Source organism: Ottowia sp. oral taxon 894 (assembly GCF_001262075.1).
Lineage (GTDB): Bacteria > Pseudomonadota > Gammaproteobacteria > Burkholderiales > Burkholderiaceae_C > Ottowia > Ottowia massiliensis.
Genome location: NZ_CP012073.1, coordinates 2638310 through 2653669, shown reverse-complemented (window position 1 = coordinate 2653669; position 15360 = coordinate 2638310). Strand labels below are relative to the sequence as shown.

General features: G+C 63.8%; 17 protein-coding genes. 9 read left to right on the top strand and 8 right to left on the bottom strand.

Annotation, left to right across the window (positions count from 1 at the left end; translation table 11 throughout):
- Positions 1-56: 56 nt before the first annotated feature.
- The 5 genes from dxs (at position 57) to ADJ79_RS11670 (ending at position 4902) form a co-directional block, all read left to right on the top strand.
- On the top strand, positions 57-1928 hold the full coding sequence (gene dxs, locus ADJ79_RS11690; protein WP_050716118.1) for a 1-deoxy-D-xylulose-5-phosphate synthase: 1872 nt from the start codon (positions 57-59) through the stop codon (positions 1926-1928).
- 341 nt (positions 1929-2269) lie between these two features.
- A complete protein-coding gene (gene lpxK / locus ADJ79_RS11685; protein WP_050716117.1) occupies positions 2270-3325 on the top strand; it encodes a tetraacyldisaccharide 4'-kinase in 1056 nt (351 codons plus the stop codon).
- 12 nt (positions 3326-3337) lie between these two features.
- A complete protein-coding gene (locus tag ADJ79_RS14620; RefSeq protein ID WP_050716116.1) occupies positions 3338-3544 on the top strand; it encodes a Trm112 family protein in 207 nt (68 codons plus the stop codon).
- Positions 3545-3766: 222 nt separating this feature from the next.
- On the top strand, positions 3767-4243 hold the full coding sequence (locus ADJ79_RS11675) for an SMI1/KNR4 family protein (protein ID WP_172674068.1): 477 nt from the start codon (positions 3767-3769) through the stop codon (positions 4241-4243).
- Between the two features lie 125 nt (positions 4244-4368).
- Positions 4369-4902: a GNAT family N-acetyltransferase gene (locus ADJ79_RS11670; protein ID WP_050716114.1), complete on the top strand. Its 534-nt coding sequence runs from the start codon at positions 4369-4371 to the stop codon at positions 4900-4902.
- A 446-nt stretch (positions 4903-5348) separates the two neighbouring features.
- On the opposite strand, the gene ADJ79_RS11665 is transcribed toward ADJ79_RS11670, so the two are convergent.
- Both ADJ79_RS11665 and ADJ79_RS11660 read right to left on the bottom strand, forming a co-directional pair.
- Positions 5349-5675: a hypothetical protein gene (locus ADJ79_RS11665; RefSeq protein WP_050716113.1), complete on the bottom strand. Its 327-nt coding sequence runs from the start codon at positions 5673-5675 to the stop codon at positions 5349-5351.
- A gap of 262 nt (positions 5676-5937) precedes the next feature.
- Positions 5938-7008, bottom strand: coding sequence for an RluA family pseudouridine synthase (locus ADJ79_RS11660; protein ID WP_050716112.1), 1071 nt, complete (start codon positions 7006-7008; stop codon positions 5938-5940).
- Between the two features lie 38 nt (positions 7009-7046).
- Between ADJ79_RS11660 and ADJ79_RS11655 the strand changes: the two genes are divergently transcribed.
- On the top strand, positions 7047-7835 hold the full coding sequence (locus ADJ79_RS11655; protein WP_082203290.1) for an outer membrane protein assembly factor BamD: 789 nt from the start codon (positions 7047-7049) through the stop codon (positions 7833-7835).
- Between the two features lie 266 nt (positions 7836-8101).
- Here the strand turns inward: ADJ79_RS11655 and ADJ79_RS15040 are convergent, their stop codons facing one another.
- The 5 genes from ADJ79_RS15040 to ADJ79_RS11640 all read right to left on the bottom strand — a co-directional run bounded on the left by ADJ79_RS15040 (position 8102) and on the right by ADJ79_RS11640 (position 11915).
- A complete protein-coding gene (locus tag ADJ79_RS15040; protein ID WP_172674067.1) occupies positions 8102-8305 on the bottom strand; it encodes a hypothetical protein in 204 nt (67 codons plus the stop codon).
- 34 nt (positions 8306-8339) lie between these two features.
- The gene (locus tag ADJ79_RS14615; RefSeq protein ID WP_156304190.1) at positions 8340-8816 is read right to left on the bottom strand and encodes a hypothetical protein; all 477 of its coding nucleotides are present in this window, start codon (positions 8814-8816) and stop codon (positions 8340-8342) included.
- 203 nt (positions 8817-9019) lie between these two features.
- On the bottom strand, positions 9020-9493 hold the full coding sequence (locus tag ADJ79_RS11650) for a hypothetical protein (protein WP_156304189.1): 474 nt from the start codon (positions 9491-9493) through the stop codon (positions 9020-9022).
- A gap of 6 nt (positions 9494-9499) precedes the next feature.
- Positions 9500-10492, bottom strand: a complete 993-nt coding sequence (locus tag ADJ79_RS11645; protein ID WP_050716110.1) for an N-acetylmuramoyl-L-alanine amidase — start codon at positions 10490-10492, stop codon at positions 9500-9502.
- A gap of 388 nt (positions 10493-10880) precedes the next feature.
- Positions 10881-11915: a branched-chain amino acid ABC transporter permease gene (locus tag ADJ79_RS11640; protein WP_082203289.1), complete on the bottom strand. Its 1035-nt coding sequence runs from the start codon at positions 11913-11915 to the stop codon at positions 10881-10883.
- Between the two features lie 138 nt (positions 11916-12053).
- Here ADJ79_RS11640 and ADJ79_RS11635 point away from each other — a divergent pair, with 138 nt between their 5' ends.
- The 3 genes from ADJ79_RS11635 (at position 12054) to ADJ79_RS11625 (ending at position 13820) form a co-directional block, all read left to right on the top strand.
- Positions 12054-12605 carry a septation protein A gene (locus ADJ79_RS11635; RefSeq protein ID WP_050716109.1) on the top strand — a complete coding sequence of 184 codons (552 nt, stop codon included), beginning with the start codon at positions 12054-12056 and terminating at the stop codon, positions 12603-12605.
- Positions 12602-12880, top strand: a complete 279-nt coding sequence (locus ADJ79_RS11630) for a BolA family transcriptional regulator (protein WP_050716108.1) — start codon at positions 12602-12604, stop codon at positions 12878-12880. Before ADJ79_RS11635 ends, ADJ79_RS11630 begins: the two co-directional genes overlap by 4 nt.
- A 133-nt stretch (positions 12881-13013) precedes the next feature.
- Positions 13014-13820 (top strand): peptidylprolyl isomerase, encoded by an 807-nt coding sequence (locus ADJ79_RS11625; RefSeq protein ID WP_050716107.1) that lies wholly within the window; start codon positions 13014-13016, stop codon positions 13818-13820.
- Positions 13821-14426: 606 nt separating this feature from the next.
- Here ADJ79_RS11625 and ADJ79_RS11620 read toward each other — a convergent pair.
- The gene (locus ADJ79_RS11620; RefSeq protein WP_050716106.1) at positions 14427-15320 is read right to left on the bottom strand and encodes a LysR family transcriptional regulator; all 894 of its coding nucleotides are present in this window, start codon (positions 15318-15320) and stop codon (positions 14427-14429) included.
- Between the last annotated feature and the right edge of the window lie 40 nt (positions 15321-15360).

The following is a 15360-nucleotide window of genomic DNA, read 5'->3' as shown; positions in this document are numbered from 1 at the left end:
AAGCCGCCCTGCCGCAGCGCCACACCGCAAAAAAGCCGCTTCACAAGAAGGCAGCCATGACCGACAAACCCACACTGCTTGAAAACGTCCATTTCCCGTCTGATCTGCGCCAGCTCACCCGCGCGCAACTCAAACAACTGGCCATCGAGCTGCGCGAGTGCATCCTGCAAAACGTCTCGCGCACCGGCGGGCACCTCAGCTCCAACCTCGGCACGGTGGAGCTGACCCTGGCGCTGCACTACGTGTTCAACACGCCCGAAGACCGCCTGGTGTGGGACGTGGGCCACCAAAGCTACGCCCACAAAATCCTCACCGGCCGGCGTGCGCGCATGCCCACGCTGCGCCAGCTGGGCGGCCTGTCGGGCTTTCCCAGGCGCGCCGAAAGCGAGTACGACGCCTTTGGCACCGCGCACTCATCCACCAGCATCTCTGCCGCGCTGGGCATGGCGCTGGCGGCGCGGCAAAAGGGCCAAGCGCGCAAAGCCGTGGCCGTGATTGGCGACGGCGCCATGACGGCGGGCATGGCTTTCGAGGCGCTCAACCACGCGGGCGTGGAGCGCGACGCGCGCCTGCTCGTCGTGCTCAACGACAACGACATGAGCATCAGCCCCCCCGTGGGCGCGCTCAACCGCTACCTGGCCCAGCTCATGAGCGGCCAGTTCTACGCCGCCGCCCGCAACGTGGGCAAAACCGTGCTCGGCCCCGTGCCGCCGCTGCTGGAGCTGGCGCGCCGCCTGGAAGAAGGCGCCAAAGGCATGGTCACGCCCGGCACCCTGTTCGAGAAATTCGGCTTCAACTACATCGGCCCCATTGACGGGCACGACCTGGACGCGCTCATTCCCACGCTGGAAAACATCCGCAGCCTCATGAGCGCACAGTCCGGCCCGCAATTCCTGCACGTCGTCACCAAAAAAGGCCACGGCTACAAGCTGGCCGAAGCCGACCCCATCGCCTACCACGGCCCGGGCCGCTTCGATCCTGCCGTGGGCCTGGTCGCCCCCGCCGCGCCGCGCCAGACCTTCTCCCAGGTTTTCGGCCAGTGGCTGTGCGACATGGCCGCCCAAGACGAGCGCCTCGTGGGCATCACCCCCGCCATGCGCGAAGGCTCCGGCATGGTCGCCTTTCACCAGCGCTACCCCGCGCGCTACTTCGACGTGGGCATTGCCGAGCAGCACGCCGTCACCCTGGCCGCCGGGCTGGCCTGCGAGGGCCTCAAACCCGTTGTCGCCATCTACTCCACCTTCTTGCAGCGCGCGTATGACCAGCTCATCCACGACGTGGCCCTGCAAAACCTGCCCGTGGTCTTTGCGCTGGACCGCGCGGGCCTGGTCGGCGCAGACGGCGCCACGCACGCGGGCAACTACGACATCGCCTTCTTGCGCTGCATCCCCAACATCAGCATCGCCTGCCCCGCCGATGAGCGCGAATGCCGCCAGCTGCTGACCACCGCCTATGAGCAAAACCACCCCGTGGCCGTGCGCTACCCGCGCGGCGCAGGCGCGGGCGCCGCGCCCCTGCCCGATCTGTCCGCCCTGCCCTTTGGCCGGGGCGAAACCCGCCGCCAGGGCCGGCGCATCGCCATCCTCGCCTTCGGCACCCTGCTCTACCCTGCCCTGCAAGCGGCTGAAAAGCTGGACGCCACCGTCATCAACATGCGCTGGGCCAAGCCGCTCGATCTGGCCCTGCTGCGCGAAGCGGCCGAAGCGCACGAAGCCCTCGTCACCCTTGAAGAAGGCTGCATCGCAGGCGGCGCGGGCAGCGCCGCCGCCGAAGCGCTGCAAGCCATGCGCATCACCCGCCCCATCCTTCACCTGGGCCTGCCCGACCGCTTCATCGACCACGGCGACAGCGCCCAGCTCCTGGCCCTGCACGGCCTGAACGCCGAAGGCATTGAAGCCGCCGTGCGCCAGCGCTTTGCGCAGCCCTGAGTTCCATCCGGGATAAGGAGAAAGAGCGAATCGAGACGAAACAGAGCAACAGCACGTGCCAGCCAAGCTGAATATGTGCTTATTTTCGCTCTTTAAACCATAGCAATACGTCCTAGTGGAAACTGCGCGAGACGGCATTTTGACCCCATCAAATCAGCTCCTTTTTTTGATGGCATCAGGCTACCCAGGCGCGTCCCCTTTCTTTCGCTCGGCGAAGATTCGCCACGCCGCGCACCGCCCTGCCAGCCTCGCGCCCGCATGGCGGCCCGGCCCTCGTTGCGGCCCTCGTTGCGGCCCTGTTTCCCGCTCCATTTCCCGCTTCACTTTCGCACCCTCGCTCCATGCGCGCCGCTCTTGAACGCACCCTCACCGACGCCTGGCAGCGGCGCGGGCCTTTGGCGGTGGCGCTTTGGCCGCTTTCGCGGCTGTATGGCGCGCTGGCGGCGCTGAGGCAGGCGCGGGCCGTGCCGCAACGCCTGCCGGTGCCGGTCATCGTGATTGGCAACGTGGTGGCAGGCGGCGCGGGCAAAACGCCTGCCACGCTGGCTGTGGCGCAGCACCTGCTGGCGCGCGGCTGGCGGCCCGGCATCGTCTCGCGCGGGCACGGGCGCGCCAGCCGGGCCTGCCTGCCCGTGCAGCCCGGCAGCGATCCGCGCGAGGTGGGCGACGAGCCTTTGCTGCTGCGCCGCCGCGCGGGCGTGCCCGTGCAGGTGGCCCCTTGCCGCGCCGAAGCGGGCCGCGCGCTGCTGGCCGCGCACCCGCAAGTGAACATCTTGCTGTGTGACGACGGCCTTCAGCACCACGCCCTGGCGCGCGACGTGGAAATCTGCGTGTTCGATGGCCGTGGCATCGGCAACGGCTGGCTGCTGCCCGCCGGGCCGCTGCGCGAAGCCTGGCCCCGGCCCGTGAGCCTGGCGCTGTTTACCGAAGGCCGCATCAGCCTGGCCGCTGCCGGGCTGCCCTGCCCCGCTTTTGCCGCCACGCGCCGCCTGGCATCCAGCGCCTGCCGCGCCAATGGCCAGGGCGTGCCGCTGGCCCGCTTGCGCGGCCAAAGCGTGGTGGCGCTGGCGGGCATTGCCCGCCCGCAGGCTTTTTTCGACATGCTCCGCGCCGAGGGCCTGACGCTGGCGCGCACCATCGCCTTGCCCGACCACGCCCCGCTGGAGCGCCTGCCGCCGCTGCCGCCGCAAGAAGCGGCCTTGCCGCTGCTATGCACGGAAAAAGACGCCGCCAAGCTCTGGCCCCATGCCCCGCACGCGCTGGCCGTGCCGCTGCGGCTGCAAGCGCCCGCCGCCTTTTTTGACGCGCTGGACGCGCTGCTGCCCCCGCCGCCCGGCGGTCAGATGGAGGCCCGGCCCGATGCCGCCTTGCCACAATCGCCCCTTTCACCGCCCTGAAGGAAAACCGGCATGGACCCCAAGCTCCTTTCCCTGCTCGTCTGCCCCGTCACCAAAGGCCCGCTGGACTACGTGCGCGGCCAAAACGAACTCATCTCCCGCTCCGCCCGCCTGGCCTACCCCGTGCGCGACGGCATTCCCATCCTGCTCGAAGGCGAGGCGCGCGCCGTCACTGAAGACGAAATCGCCCAGCTGCCCGCCCGCGCCCCGCTGGTGTGAGATTCATGATCTGGCCGCAGGGGGCCGCAAACAGGCCCTGAAAGGCATGGCGGCCAGCGCCTGAAAATGCTCCTTGATTCATAGCATGAAGTCCTAGTGAAACGTGCGCTGGCGCCGTTTTCAACCCTCTGAATTTGCTCCTCTTTTAAAACCCCCAGCCTTCCGCTCCGCATGGCGGAATCCATGCGGGTGGCGGCGGGGGCCACTGGCACACAAGAAACCATGACCTCCCCCACGCTGCAAGGCCTTATCGAGCGCCTCAACCAGGCCCCTTTCATCCTGCCCAATGAGCAAGTCATCTGGGCGCCGCGCCGCGCCACGCCCGAAGCCATCGCGCAAGTGGAAAACGCGCTGGGCCAGCCCATTGCTGGCGCGCTGCGCGAGTTTTTGCTGCTGCGCGGCGGCGGCGGACTCAAAAGCCTGCCCCTGTCGGGCATTGACCCGCTGCACCCGCTGGCGCGCAATCGAGGCTCCATCCTCGGCGACACCCTGCACTGGCGCGCGCACGGCATGCCCGGGCGCTACATCGCCATTCAGCGCGACGCCGCCGACCAGGCCCCGCTGTGCCTGGACGCCCAGGGCGGCAGCGAGCCGCCCGTCATCCGCTGGGCCAGCGGCCAGGCGCAGCCCGTGGCGTCCGGCTTCATCGATTTCTACGCCGCCAGCCTTGAACCCCTCTTCAGGCAGGCGGGCATTTGAGAAGCCTCTGTTCAAAGTCTGGCCGTGGGCGCAAAAAGCGCCGCTCCGGGCGCTTTGCCGCGCTTTGCCGCGTGTCTGCGGCCAGCCTGTGAACAGATGACAAAAACCGGAAAACAGCCGCCCCCATGAACCTGTGCCCCCTGCACCACTGGCCGATTGAAGCCGTCATGGCCGTGCAAGCCAGCGCCTACGGGCCGCACTTGCTGGAAAGCGCCCACGTGCTGGCCGCCAAGATGGCAGCGGGCCGCAACCTGTGCCTGGGCCTGGGCGCGCCGCCAGCCGCTGGCGGCGGCGAGGCCCTGCGCGGCTACGCCATCGCCCTGCCCTGGCACAGCAGCCGCGCGCCGCAGTGGAACCACGCGAGCACTTCAACCGACGGCGCGGAGGCGGCAGCCGTGCCTTGCGCGCCAGACTGCGTGTATCTGCACGACTTCGCCATTGCGCCCGCGCATCGCGGCCAGCGGCTGGCGGCCCTGCTGCTGCGGCAGGTGCTGCAAAACGCCCGCGCGGCCGGTTTGCGGCAAGCCGTGCTGGTGGCCGTGCAGGGCGCCGATGCCTGGTGGCTGCGCCACGGCTTCACCCCCGCCGCGCCGCCCCAGCCGCTGGCCAGCTTCGGCGCGGCCGCAGTGTGGATGACGCGCGGGCTGAAGGAGCCGTGAACTTGCCTGCGGCCAGGCCGGGGGCGGCTTGCCAGAACATCAAAAACAGGAGCGGATTCAGGACCGGTAAAAACGGCGTTTGCGCCCATTCCACTAGGACCTCGCGCTATGGATAAAAGAGCGAAAAACTGCCGTCCGCCCAAGCGGCGCGCAGCCCGGGGCCGTCTGCGGCCTTGTGCCCATCCCGGCCCGCCCCTCGCGGCCAGACGCTGAACGGGTTCCAGAGGCAAGACCTCCGACCCTTGCTGCCAAGCTCTTGAAGCACTCTTTGATGCTGGGGCGCTGCCGCCCAGCACTCTTGCGCAAGGCGTCATGGAATTGGGGCACAGCCAGCGCTGAACCGCCCTGGCGCGCATTTTTGCTGGCACGCTGAATTTCTTTCACTGGCGTCAGCGTCAGGATGTGATCGCCTATTCTGGTTATTTTCCATTCCACAACGCCGCCATTTATCCGCCTGATTTGATCTGCGGAATATCTGGAGGTATCTGCGCGGCAAGATATTCCGCCAGCGTGCGCAGCAGCGTTTCAGGGCAATCCGGGTTTTCGGAAAAAAAGAGGAAATCGCCATAAATGCTGTGGGCGCTGAACCGATGGCCGCGCCAGCGCCAGTCGATCCATGTCTCGCCTGTCACCAGGTCAGGAAGATAGGCGGTGGGCAGCGCGGGCAAACGCACGATGAGCCACAACAGGCGCAGCGGCGAGCAGTTTTGCGGCCATGTGAAAAACAGGCGCGAGCCGCCCGGCATTAACTCGTTGGTCAGATGAACTGGCATGGGAAGCGATATGGAAATGCCGGGTTTTGCTGGTTGTTGCCCGTTGCCGTTTGATGCTGGATTGCCATGATGATGGCGGCATGAAATCAATCGTGCGCAAATCCGTTAAATTGAATCCAACCGATTAGGTCTGCCCGAATTGCCGCTCCATGTGCCTGCCTGATTTTCAAGGATATATGCCGAACGGCAGAAAATAACAGCGTCAATCAAAATGGCTGGTTTTTGTTTTGCCAGCCTCCATCTTGTTTATTGGCTTCGTCTTTCATCCAGGCAGGCATTGCGCAAGGCCCCAGGCGGCCAGGGCGGCGGCCATGTCGGCAGGCAGGGGGGCTTCAAAAGCCAGCGGCTCGCCGGTGACGGGGTGGGCCAGCGCCAGGCGGCGGGCGTGCAGGGCCTGGCGGGCCATGCCTGCGGCGGGCGCGCCGCCGTAGAGCGCGTCAGCCACGAGCGGATGGCCGATGTGCGCCATGTGCACGCGAATTTGATGGGTGCGGCCCGTGCCCAGGCGGGCGTGGACGAGGCAGCCTGGCTCATGCGGCGCGTTGCCCAGCAGGGTGAAAGTGGTCAGCGCGGGCTTGCCTGCGTGCCGGGCCAGATCAACCACGGCCATGCGCTGGCGGTGGCGCGGATCGCGGCCAATGGGGGCCTCCACCACGCGCTGGGCCGCGCCTTGCCATGAACGATGGGCCAGCGCAAGGTATTCGCGGCTCACTTGCCGGGCGGCGATGGCGGCCACCAGCGCATCCATCGCCGGGCGGGTTTTGGCCACGGTCATCAGGCCGCTGGTGTCTTTGTCCAGCCGGTGCACGATGCCCGCGCGCGGCAGACGGGCAAAAGCCGGGCCGTGGGCCAGCAGGCCATTGAGCAGCGTGCCGCTCCAGTGGCCGGGCGCGGGGTGAACCACCAGGCCGGCGGGTTTGTTCAGCACGAGCAGGTGCTCGTCTTCATGCAGCACGGCCAGCGGCATGGCCTGCGCGGTGAAAGCCTGCGCCTGCGGCGTGGGGCGCAGCGTGAGGGTCAGCGGCTCGCCCGCCTTGACGCACCGGGCGGGTTTGAGGGCCGGGCAGCCCGCCAGCGTGACGGCGCCCTCATGGATCAACTGGCTGAGGTAGCTGCGTGAAAACTCGGGCGCCAGCGCGGCCAGGGCGCGGTCCAGCCGCTGGCCATGCCAGGCGGCGGGCACGGCCAGCTGGCGCTCTTCGGCCAGCGCCGCGCCGTCCTCCTGCGCGTCATCCGCAACGCTGTCCGCAGCGCTGGCGGCATCAAAAACTGCATCAAAAGCGGCTTCAGGGGCGGGCGCAAGAGTGGATGCAAGGGGCGCGATAGACTCCATCGTTTCGTTTCAGCTTCGTCTCAAGAGGGGAAAGACCCGTGAATTTCTACGCCAGATTATCGGCAGCCGCCCTGGCCGCAGCCCTTGCCGCCGCGCTGGCTGGCTGCGCCTCCAAATCGGGCAACAACATGGAAAACTGGAGTCCGGGCCGCATCCACTCCGAAGCCAAGGAAGAAATGAGCGCGGGCAGCTACGACAAGGCCATTCCCATGCTTGAAACGCTGGAAGGGCGCGCCGCCGGCACGCCGCTGGCCCAGCAGGCGCAGCTGGAAAAAGCCTACGCCCAGTTCAAAAACGGCGACAAGGCCGAAGCCGTGGGCACACTTGACCGCTTCATCCGCCTGCACCCGGCCAGCCCCGCGCTGGATTACGCGCTTTACATGAAGGGCGTCATCCATTTCAACGACGACATGGGGCTGTTTGCCTCCATCGCGCGACAAGACCTCTCCGAGCGTGACCAGAAAGCGGCCAAGGAAGCGTATGAGTCCTTCAGCGAACTCGTCACCCGCTTTCCTGACTCGCGCTACGCGCCCGACGCCCGCGCGCGCATGCGCTACACCGTCAATGCCCTGGCGCAGTACGAAGTGCACGTGGCCCGCTACTACTACCGCCGCGCCGCCTACGTGGCCGCCATCAACCGCGCCCAGCAGGCCCTCAAGGACTACCGCGACGCCCCCGCCCTGGAAGAAGCCCTGCACATCCTGGCCGATTCCTACGACAAGCTGGGCATGACCGACCTGCGCGACGACGCCCGCCGCGTGCTGGAACTCAACTACCCGGGCGGCAGCGTCAAAACCAAAAGCAAGCCCTGGTGGCAAATCTGGTAAAGCGCCCGGCCTGCCTTCCCGCCCATGCGCATGCCAAAGCCGCCCAAGGGCGACTTTTTCAATGTTTCAATGCAATAGAGCGCCCCAATCCGCGCTTTCGCGCCCACAAACCGGCTGCGCGCAGGTTCTGAAAATAACCAGCCTTCCAAGACATGCAAGCGGCTTGACAGCCGCTCACCATCACGCACCCAGGCGCAGAACGCATCAAAAACAAGAGCGAATTCAAAGGCCTCAAAGTGCCGCTTCGCGCAGTTTCCACTAGGACATCATACTATGAAGAAAGGAGCAAAACAATGCAGCATGCCTGTCGTTTGCGCCTTGTCTCCTGATCCGTTTTTCCGGCGGACGAAAAGCACGGCGGCAGTCAAGCAGGCCAATGAAGCGGGCCGCAATAAGCGCCACTCACAATAGGCGCCGCTCACAATGCAACGCCTGCACAGCGGAAAATGAAAAAAGATGCCGGCAAACATGCGTGAACGCATTTGCAGACGCCTGCCATTTCATTCACCAAAATGGCGCAAAACCGCAATCCGCTTTCGAGCAAAAGAAGAAGTATTCCTGATAGTCTCCTCCATCAATTCTGATGAGAGCTGAACGGTTGGGGCTAATACCCCAGCGCGCTCTGCGCCCATCTTCCAGCGTCATGGAGCCAGAAGCGCTGCATGAAATCATGGTTAGCTTATGCGTCCAGTCCCAGCGGCTAATTTGCCACGCTTTTGAGAAATAGCGCCGCACCGTAGCGGCATCCGGATGAAATGTATTGCAATCCGGCTCCCCTAATCCCTTTTTGCTCTCACTATAACGTTCCACCTGAATGGTCTTGATGGGCGGCAGTGACGAGGGGCATAGCGTGATCGTGTCGTCTGCAAAGTCCTCTTCCAATATATCTACGCAGGCATCATGAACAGGCATTTCTTGGGCCAAGGACAAAGCGCTAGGCGTCAGAATGAAAGGCAGGCAGACTAGCCATTTGAAATTCATGATGGTTTATTTCCATTGAGCTGTCAGCGCTTCCGAACCTGTTTTGCGGAAAACTGTTGGATGAGCGAAGACCTCCGATCCTGGTATTGAATATTCACCGCGCGGATTCCTGGCGGGGCATTGGGGCTTATGCGTTTCATCGTCTCCAAAACAAATTGCCTTCATGCACTGCGCTTGAAGGCAATTGTTGAGATAGCCGCTTGTTACCAGAATGGCGGGAAACCGCAATCTGCTTTCGAGCAAAAGAGGAAGAATTTCTGGTATGGCTCTCCTTCAATAGTGACGAGTGCCGAGCGGTTGGGGCTAAGGCCCCAGCGCGCTTTGCGTCCATCTTCCAGCGTCATTGAGCCAGAAGCCTCGCATGTAATCCAAATGAGCTTATGCATCCAGTCCTGGTCACTGATTTGCTGCGCTTTCGAGAAATAGCGCCGCACTGTAGCGGCATCTGGCCTGAATGTATTGCAGTCTGGCTCTTGCGCCTTTGCATCACCACTGCTGCCTTCCACGTGAATGATCTTGATGGGCGGCAGTGACGAGGGGCATAGCGTGATCCTATCGTCAGCAAAGTCCTCTTCCAAGACTTTTACACAGGAATCATGGATAGTCATTTGCTGGGCCAAAGATATGTTGCCAGACGTCAGAATGAAAGGCAGGCAGACTAGCCATTTGAAATTCATGACGTTTTATCTCCATCGGGCTGTCAGCGCTTCCGAACCTGTTTTACGGGAAACCGTTGGATGAGCAAAAACTTCCGATTCTGGTATTGAAAATTCGCTGCGTAGCTGCTGCGTCAGCCATTGAAGGGACTCATTCTGCTGGGTTGTAACTTGCTCAAATACCAAATATTTATCCTTGGTTTTGCTTTCTTTAATTTCGTGCCTCATCTGGCTAGCAGCATCAGCCGACAGATTTTCATATTTCAGCGTCTTCCCGTCTGTGGTGGTGGTAATCAGGAAGTTGAAACTGCCATCCGGATTACGGGTTTCCTGATGACTTTTGGCCTTGTAAGCCATGCCTACCAGTTCAATTCCAATGGAGTCGCTATTGGAGGGGAAGCGCTCCCCCGCTGGTTTCTTGCTTTCCCGCTGGTTTTCTTTTGTAGGGTTGTGTTTTTCATTCAGCTTCGTTTCTTCAGGCGAGCAACTCTTTTCTTGTGCGCAGCGGCTTCTAAGTGGCCCCACATGGTTTGTTTTCCGCTTCAGCGAAGCCGTCTGATAAATGGTTCCGTCCTTGTCAATCAGAAAGTGCGCGCCATTGGCCTCGTCCTGTGCATAACTATTCAGGGTGGAAGAAACCGATGGCGAGTTCGTCTGGTGGACAATTAACCCATTCACCTCTGGCATTTCCTCGCGCTCAATCTTCGGGCTGATGGTTTCGCGCCCTGCCGGCGTTTTCAGCAGGACTCTTTCATGCTGGACGTGGCCTTTGTCGTCAATGTTGAGCTGGGAGGCGCCGGTTGCCGCGCCTTTGGCGTTTGCCGCTGCGGCTTGCTGCTGGCCAGCCAAGGGCGGGCGGGCATCGCGCGCCATCCGCGTGAGCGTCTGGCTGTTGCCGGGCGTGGATGGGCTGGAGGCTGGCTGCGGGCTATCTGCGCCGGTGGGATGCGGCTGGGGCGCATCGGGCAAGGATTGAAAGCTGCTGCGGGAGGCAGTGCTGGATATGCCGTTCGTGGCCATGATTGCTCCTTGATGAAAAACCCTGACATTCGGGCAGGCCGAAGGATATACGTAATACCAACTTCCCACAATCAATATGTTTCATTGCGATTGATTGGTTTGCAAAAACATATTATTTGTTACGTTGTGCGATTTTCAGGCGTTCAACTTTTTGCCGCAGCCCTTGCGGGGGCTTTGAGGGGGAAAAGCGGTTTGGAATGAGGAGGGGAAGACGGAGAAAACATGCCTCATTCAGCTCCTGTATTTATAGCTGGATGTCCTAGTGGAATCTGCGCGGAATGGCATTTCACCCCTTCAGATTTGCTCCTGTTTTCGATGCCATCCGGCAGGCTGGAGCAGCCTGGGGGCTGCGGCGTTCACGCTGGCTGCGCTTGCCTGCCCGGGGCCTTCATGCCTGTCTGCGCCCCATCAGCCCTTGCGGGCGGATGGCCAGCACCAGCACCAGCAGCAGGTAGGGCAGCACGGGCGCGATTTGCGCCAGCGGCAGGCGCAGCAGGGGCGAGTCGCTGGCGGCGGGAGCCAGATGCAGGGCCTGGAGCGCGTCAAGCACGCTGGCATTGACGGCCACGGCGGCGGTTTGCAGCAGGCCAATGAGCAGCGAGGCGGCCAGCGCTCCGGCCAGCGACCCCAGGCCGCCCACCATGACGACGACGAAGATGATGGGGCCAAGGGCCTGCGCCATGCCTGGCTCGGTGACGAAGGCGCTGCCGCCCAGCACGCCCGCCAGCGCCGCCAGCGCCGTGCCGCAGCCAAATACCAGCATGAACACGCGCGGCACGTTGTGCCCCAGCGCCTGCGCCATCTGCGGGTGCGTGAGCGCGGCTTGCACCACCAGCCCCAGGCGCGTGCGCGCCAGCAGCAGCCACAGCGCGCCCAGCATGCCCAGCGCCACGGCCGCCATGAAGGCGCGCATGGCGGCAAAAGGGGTGCAGATGGCCGTCTGGCAGACCGTGGCGCTGGCCGCGCCTGCAACCCATTGCAGCTCTGGCAGGCCCAGCAGGCCCTGTTGCGGGGGGCCGACCAGCGTGAAGGCCGCGCCTTGCAGCCAGGCGGGCGGGGCGAATTCCAGCGGCCCGCGCCCCCAGGCCAGTTGCACGGCTTCCTGCACCACGTAGGCCAGGCCAAAGGTGGCGAGCAGCTCGGGCACATGCCCGAAGACATGCACGCGCCGCAGCACCCAGCGCTCGAACGCGGCGCCAGCCAGCCCCACGGCCAGCGGCGCGAGCGCCAGCGCGGGCGCAAAGCCCAGCCAGCCCGCAAGCGACCAGCCTGCATACGCGCCCAGCATGTAGAAGCTGGCATGGGCGAAATTGAGCACGCCCATGAGGCTGAAGATGAGCGTCAGCCCCGCACTGAGCATGAACAGCAGCAGGCCGTAGCTGATGCCGTTGAGCAAGGTGACGATCAGGTATTGGGCGGACACGGAGCGGGAGACGGGCGTGGCGGATGCGGATGCAGACTCGGACTTGGGCGCGGTCTTGGCTGGACTGTGCGGAAGGCGGCGGCGATTCTATGAACGGCCTGCGGGCTGCCGCGCGCCTCTTCTACACTCCGCGCCCTGATGAAATTCCTGCTTGACTTCTTCCCCCTCGTCTTTTTCTTCATTGCCTACAAGCTGCAAGGCATTTACGTGGGCACGGCCGTGCTCATGGCCGCCACCGCGCTGCAAATGCTGGTGGTGTATTGGATGGACAAAAAGCTCAGCGCCATGCACAAGGCCACGCTGGCGCTGGTGCTGGTGTTTGGCGCGCTCACGCTGGCGCTGCAAGACGAGCGTTTCATCAAATGGAAACCCACAGTGCTTTACGCGGGCATGGCGCTGACCCTGGCCGTGGCGCTCTGGGGCTTTGGGCGCAACTTTCTGCAAATGATGCTGGGCAGCCAGCTGGCCTTGCCTGAAAACGTGTGGCGCAAGCTGTGCCTGGGCTGGGTGGCCTACTGCCTGTTCATGGCTACGCTCAACGGCTATGTGGCGCTGTTTTTCAGCACCGACGCCTGGGCCAGCTTCAAGCTCTGGGGCTTTGTGTTTCCGCTGATTTTCATCGTGGGTCAGGGCTTTTACGTGGCCCGCTACCTGGAAACGAATGTGGAAACAAAGGACACCCCCGCATGAACGCCCCCGACGCCCTGGCCCGCCGCATGGCGCAAACCTTGCACCAGGCCCTGGCCCCCACTGCGCTTGAAGTGCTGGACGAAAGCTGGCGCCACGCCGGTCACGCAGGGGCCAACGGCAGCGGCTATGGCACGCATTTTCTGGTGCGCCTGGCCGCGCCCGCCTTTGCCGGCAAAAGCCGCGTGGCCTGCCACCGCCTTGTGTATGATGCCCTGCGCCCTTATATCGATGGCGAGGGCGTCCATGCGGTTGCCATTGAAATACTGACCGCATGAACCTGGAACCTGTTCATGGTCTATCCGTGGGCGCGAACAGGTTCTGGCAGCCTAAGCTTGGCTTGCGTTGTCATCCGGCGCCCGCACTTGCTGCGGCGCTTTTCCTTTTTTCTTCAACCTTTCCCCGCTTCAAATGCAGAAAAAACTGATTGCAGCCCTGATCGCAGGCGCGCTGGCCGCGCCCGTTTTGGCCCAGAACGTGGCCGTCATCAACGGCAAACCCATCCCGCAGGCCCGGCTGGATGAACTGATCACGCAATTCAAGGATCAGGCCAAGCGCCAGGGCCGCCCCGTGCCCGATGACGTGACCAAGATCATGAAAGAAGAGCTGATCCTGCGCGAAATCTATTTGCAGGAAGCCGCCAAACTGGGCCTGGACAAAAAGCCCGAATTCGCCAAGCGCCTGGAAATGGCGCGCGAGAGCATCCTCATCTCCGAGCTGATGGACAACTATCAGAAGACCCACCCCGTCAGCGACGAGCAGGCGCGCGCCGAATACGACCGCATTGCCAAGCTCCAGCGCGAATCTGCCAGCGACCAGGAATACAAGGCCCGCCACATCCTGGTGGAAAAGGAAGACGAGGCCAAAGCCATCATCGCCAAGCTGAAAAAAGGCGAGAAATTTGAAGCCATCGCCAAAAAGCAATCCAAAGATGCCGGCTCCGGCGCCAATGGCGGCGACCTTGGCTGGGCCTCGCCTTCCAGCTACGTGAAGGAATTTTCAGAGGCCATGCAGAAGCTGAAGAAGGGCGAAACCACCCAAGAGCCGGTCAAATCCCAGTTCGGCTACCACATCATTCACCTGGATGACGTGCGCAAAGCCACGCCGCCCGAGCTGCCCAAGTTTGAAGCGGTCAAGCCGCAAGTCGTGCAGCAGCTGGAGCGTCAGAACCTCGCCAAATACCAGGAAGAGCTGCGCGAAAAGGCCAAGGTGGAATAAGCGCCAGCGCCTTGTTTCTTCCACTCCAGCGCCTGCGCGGGCTTCACAGCCCCGCAGGCGCTTTTTCGTGGCCGTGACTGCCTTGGGGTTCAGGCGCAAGCTTTCGCCGCCTGGAGATGTGCCACGGCCAGCCCGTGGACGCGCAAAGGGCGGAACAGAATGTGTAAGACGCAGACAGTTTGCAGACAACAGGCAGACGGCAGAGGGGCTGTTTTGCTTGCATCTCGCTCATCTATCCATAGCATGATGCCCTGATGGAATGGGCGCAAAAGCCGTTTTCCGGGAGTTGTATCCGCTCTTGTTTTCTGCAGATCTTTCAACATCGCAGGCGCGTGCCCTGGCGCAGAACGCAGCCTGCGCCCGCCTTCAGGCGTTAGCGATGGCCGTGCGTGGTGCAGGCGGTGATCACGGGCGGCGCTTCACCACAGGCGGCCAGAGCGGTATCAATGCAAGCGGCAGGGCACGTCGGAAAGGGAAAAGAGCATCAGAAAAAGGAGCGAATTCAGAGGGGGTAAAAAGCCGTTTCTCGCTCTTTCCACTAGGACATCATGCTATTGGAAACAGAGCGAAAAAAAGCCTTTCTGCAACCCCTCCACGCCCTCCCCTTCATGCGCTGCCTTCATGTGCCGCCGCCTCGCGTGCGGCGCTGATTGCGGCGCTGATGAGCGGCTCTTGCCGGCGTTCGCGCAGGCAGGCGAACAGCAGGGCGACTTCGCGCACGGGGCCGCCCAGCAGTTCGGCTTCGCCCCTGGCCTGCGCGCGCTGGGCGGTTTCGGCGTGCAGCAGGCCGATGCCTACGCCGCCGGCGATCAGCGTGGCGGTTACGCTTTCCTGGTCAATGCTCACCATGCGGGCGGGGCGAAAGCCCTGGCTGTCGAACCACTCGTCCAGCACCTGGCCGCAGCAGGTGCCTGGCTGCGGGCAGATCCAGGGCCTGCCCGCCAGGGCGCGCCAGTCGGGGCTGGCCGCGTTGGCCGCCCAGCCCGGCGGCGCGGCCAGGCGCACGGCAAAGCGTCCGGCTTCGATGGCGTGCAGGCTGTCATCGGGCGCGCCCGCTTCTGCGTAAAAGCCTGCGTCCAGGCTGCCGCCGCGTATGGCGCGCGCGATTTCGCCAGATGTGCCGTGCGTGAGGGCCACTTCGATGTCAGGGCAGGCGTGCGAGAGCCGGGCCAGCAGCCGCCCCAGAACGCGGGCGCTGGGGTTGCGGATGGCGCCCAGGCGCACGCGGCCGCTGATGCGGCCTTTGATGCGCCGCGCCTCTTCGATGAACTCGCGGTGCAGGGCCATGATGCGCCCGGCCCGCTCCAGCAGCTGCGCGCCATTGGCCGTCAGGCTCATGCCGCGCGGCGTGCGCTCGAACAGGGCGATGCCCAGCTCGTCTTCCATGGCCTTGATGTGGGCGCTGATGGCGGGCTGGCTGAGAAACAGCCGCTCGGAGGCGCGCGTGATGCTGCCTTCGCGCGCCACGGCCAAAAGGGTGCGCAGTTGATAGATTTCCATGAGCCTGTGGCCGGTGTTCGCGGCGTGTGGTTTGCGGCTT

Bases quoted from the DNA above. Each gene is read 5' to 3' on its own strand.
- dxs (WP_050716118.1), top strand. From the start codon at position 57: ATGACCGACAAACCCACACTGCTTGAAAACGTCCATTTCCCGTCTGAT.
- lpxK (WP_050716117.1), top strand. From the start codon at position 2,270: ATGCGCGCCGCTCTTGAACGCACCCTCACCGACGCCTGGCAGCGGCGC.
- ADJ79_RS14620 (WP_050716116.1), top strand. From the start codon at position 3,338: ATGGACCCCAAGCTCCTTTCCCTGCTCGTCTGCCCCGTCACCAAAGGC.
- ADJ79_RS11675 (WP_172674068.1), top strand. From the start codon at position 3,767: ATGACCTCCCCCACGCTGCAAGGCCTTATCGAGCGCCTCAACCAGGCC.
- ADJ79_RS11670 (WP_050716114.1), top strand. From the start codon at position 4,369: ATGAACCTGTGCCCCCTGCACCACTGGCCGATTGAAGCCGTCATGGCC.
- ADJ79_RS11665 (WP_050716113.1), bottom strand. From the start codon at position 5,675: ATGCCAGTTCATCTGACCAACGAGTTAATGCCGGGCGGCTCGCGCCTG.
- ADJ79_RS11660 (WP_050716112.1), bottom strand. From the start codon at position 7,008: ATGGAGTCTATCGCGCCCCTTGCATCCACTCTTGCGCCCGCCCCTGAA.
- ADJ79_RS15040 (WP_172674067.1), bottom strand. From the start codon at position 8,305: ATGTTTGCCGGCATCTTTTTTCATTTTCCGCTGTGCAGGCGTTGCATT.
- ADJ79_RS14615 (WP_156304190.1), bottom strand. From the start codon at position 8,816: ATGAATTTCAAATGGCTAGTCTGCCTGCCTTTCATTCTGACGCCTAGC.
- ADJ79_RS11650 (WP_156304189.1), bottom strand. From the start codon at position 9,493: ATGAATTTCAAATGGCTAGTCTGCCTGCCTTTCATTCTGACGTCTGGC.
- ADJ79_RS11645 (WP_050716110.1), bottom strand. From the start codon at position 10,492: ATGGCCACGAACGGCATATCCAGCACTGCCTCCCGCAGCAGCTTTCAA.
- ADJ79_RS11635 (WP_050716109.1), top strand. From the start codon at position 12,054: ATGAAATTCCTGCTTGACTTCTTCCCCCTCGTCTTTTTCTTCATTGCC.
- ADJ79_RS11630 (WP_050716108.1), top strand. From the start codon at position 12,602: ATGAACGCCCCCGACGCCCTGGCCCGCCGCATGGCGCAAACCTTGCAC.
- ADJ79_RS11625 (WP_050716107.1), top strand. From the start codon at position 13,014: ATGCAGAAAAAACTGATTGCAGCCCTGATCGCAGGCGCGCTGGCCGCG.
- ADJ79_RS11620 (WP_050716106.1), bottom strand. From the start codon at position 15,320: ATGGAAATCTATCAACTGCGCACCCTTTTGGCCGTGGCGCGCGAAGGC.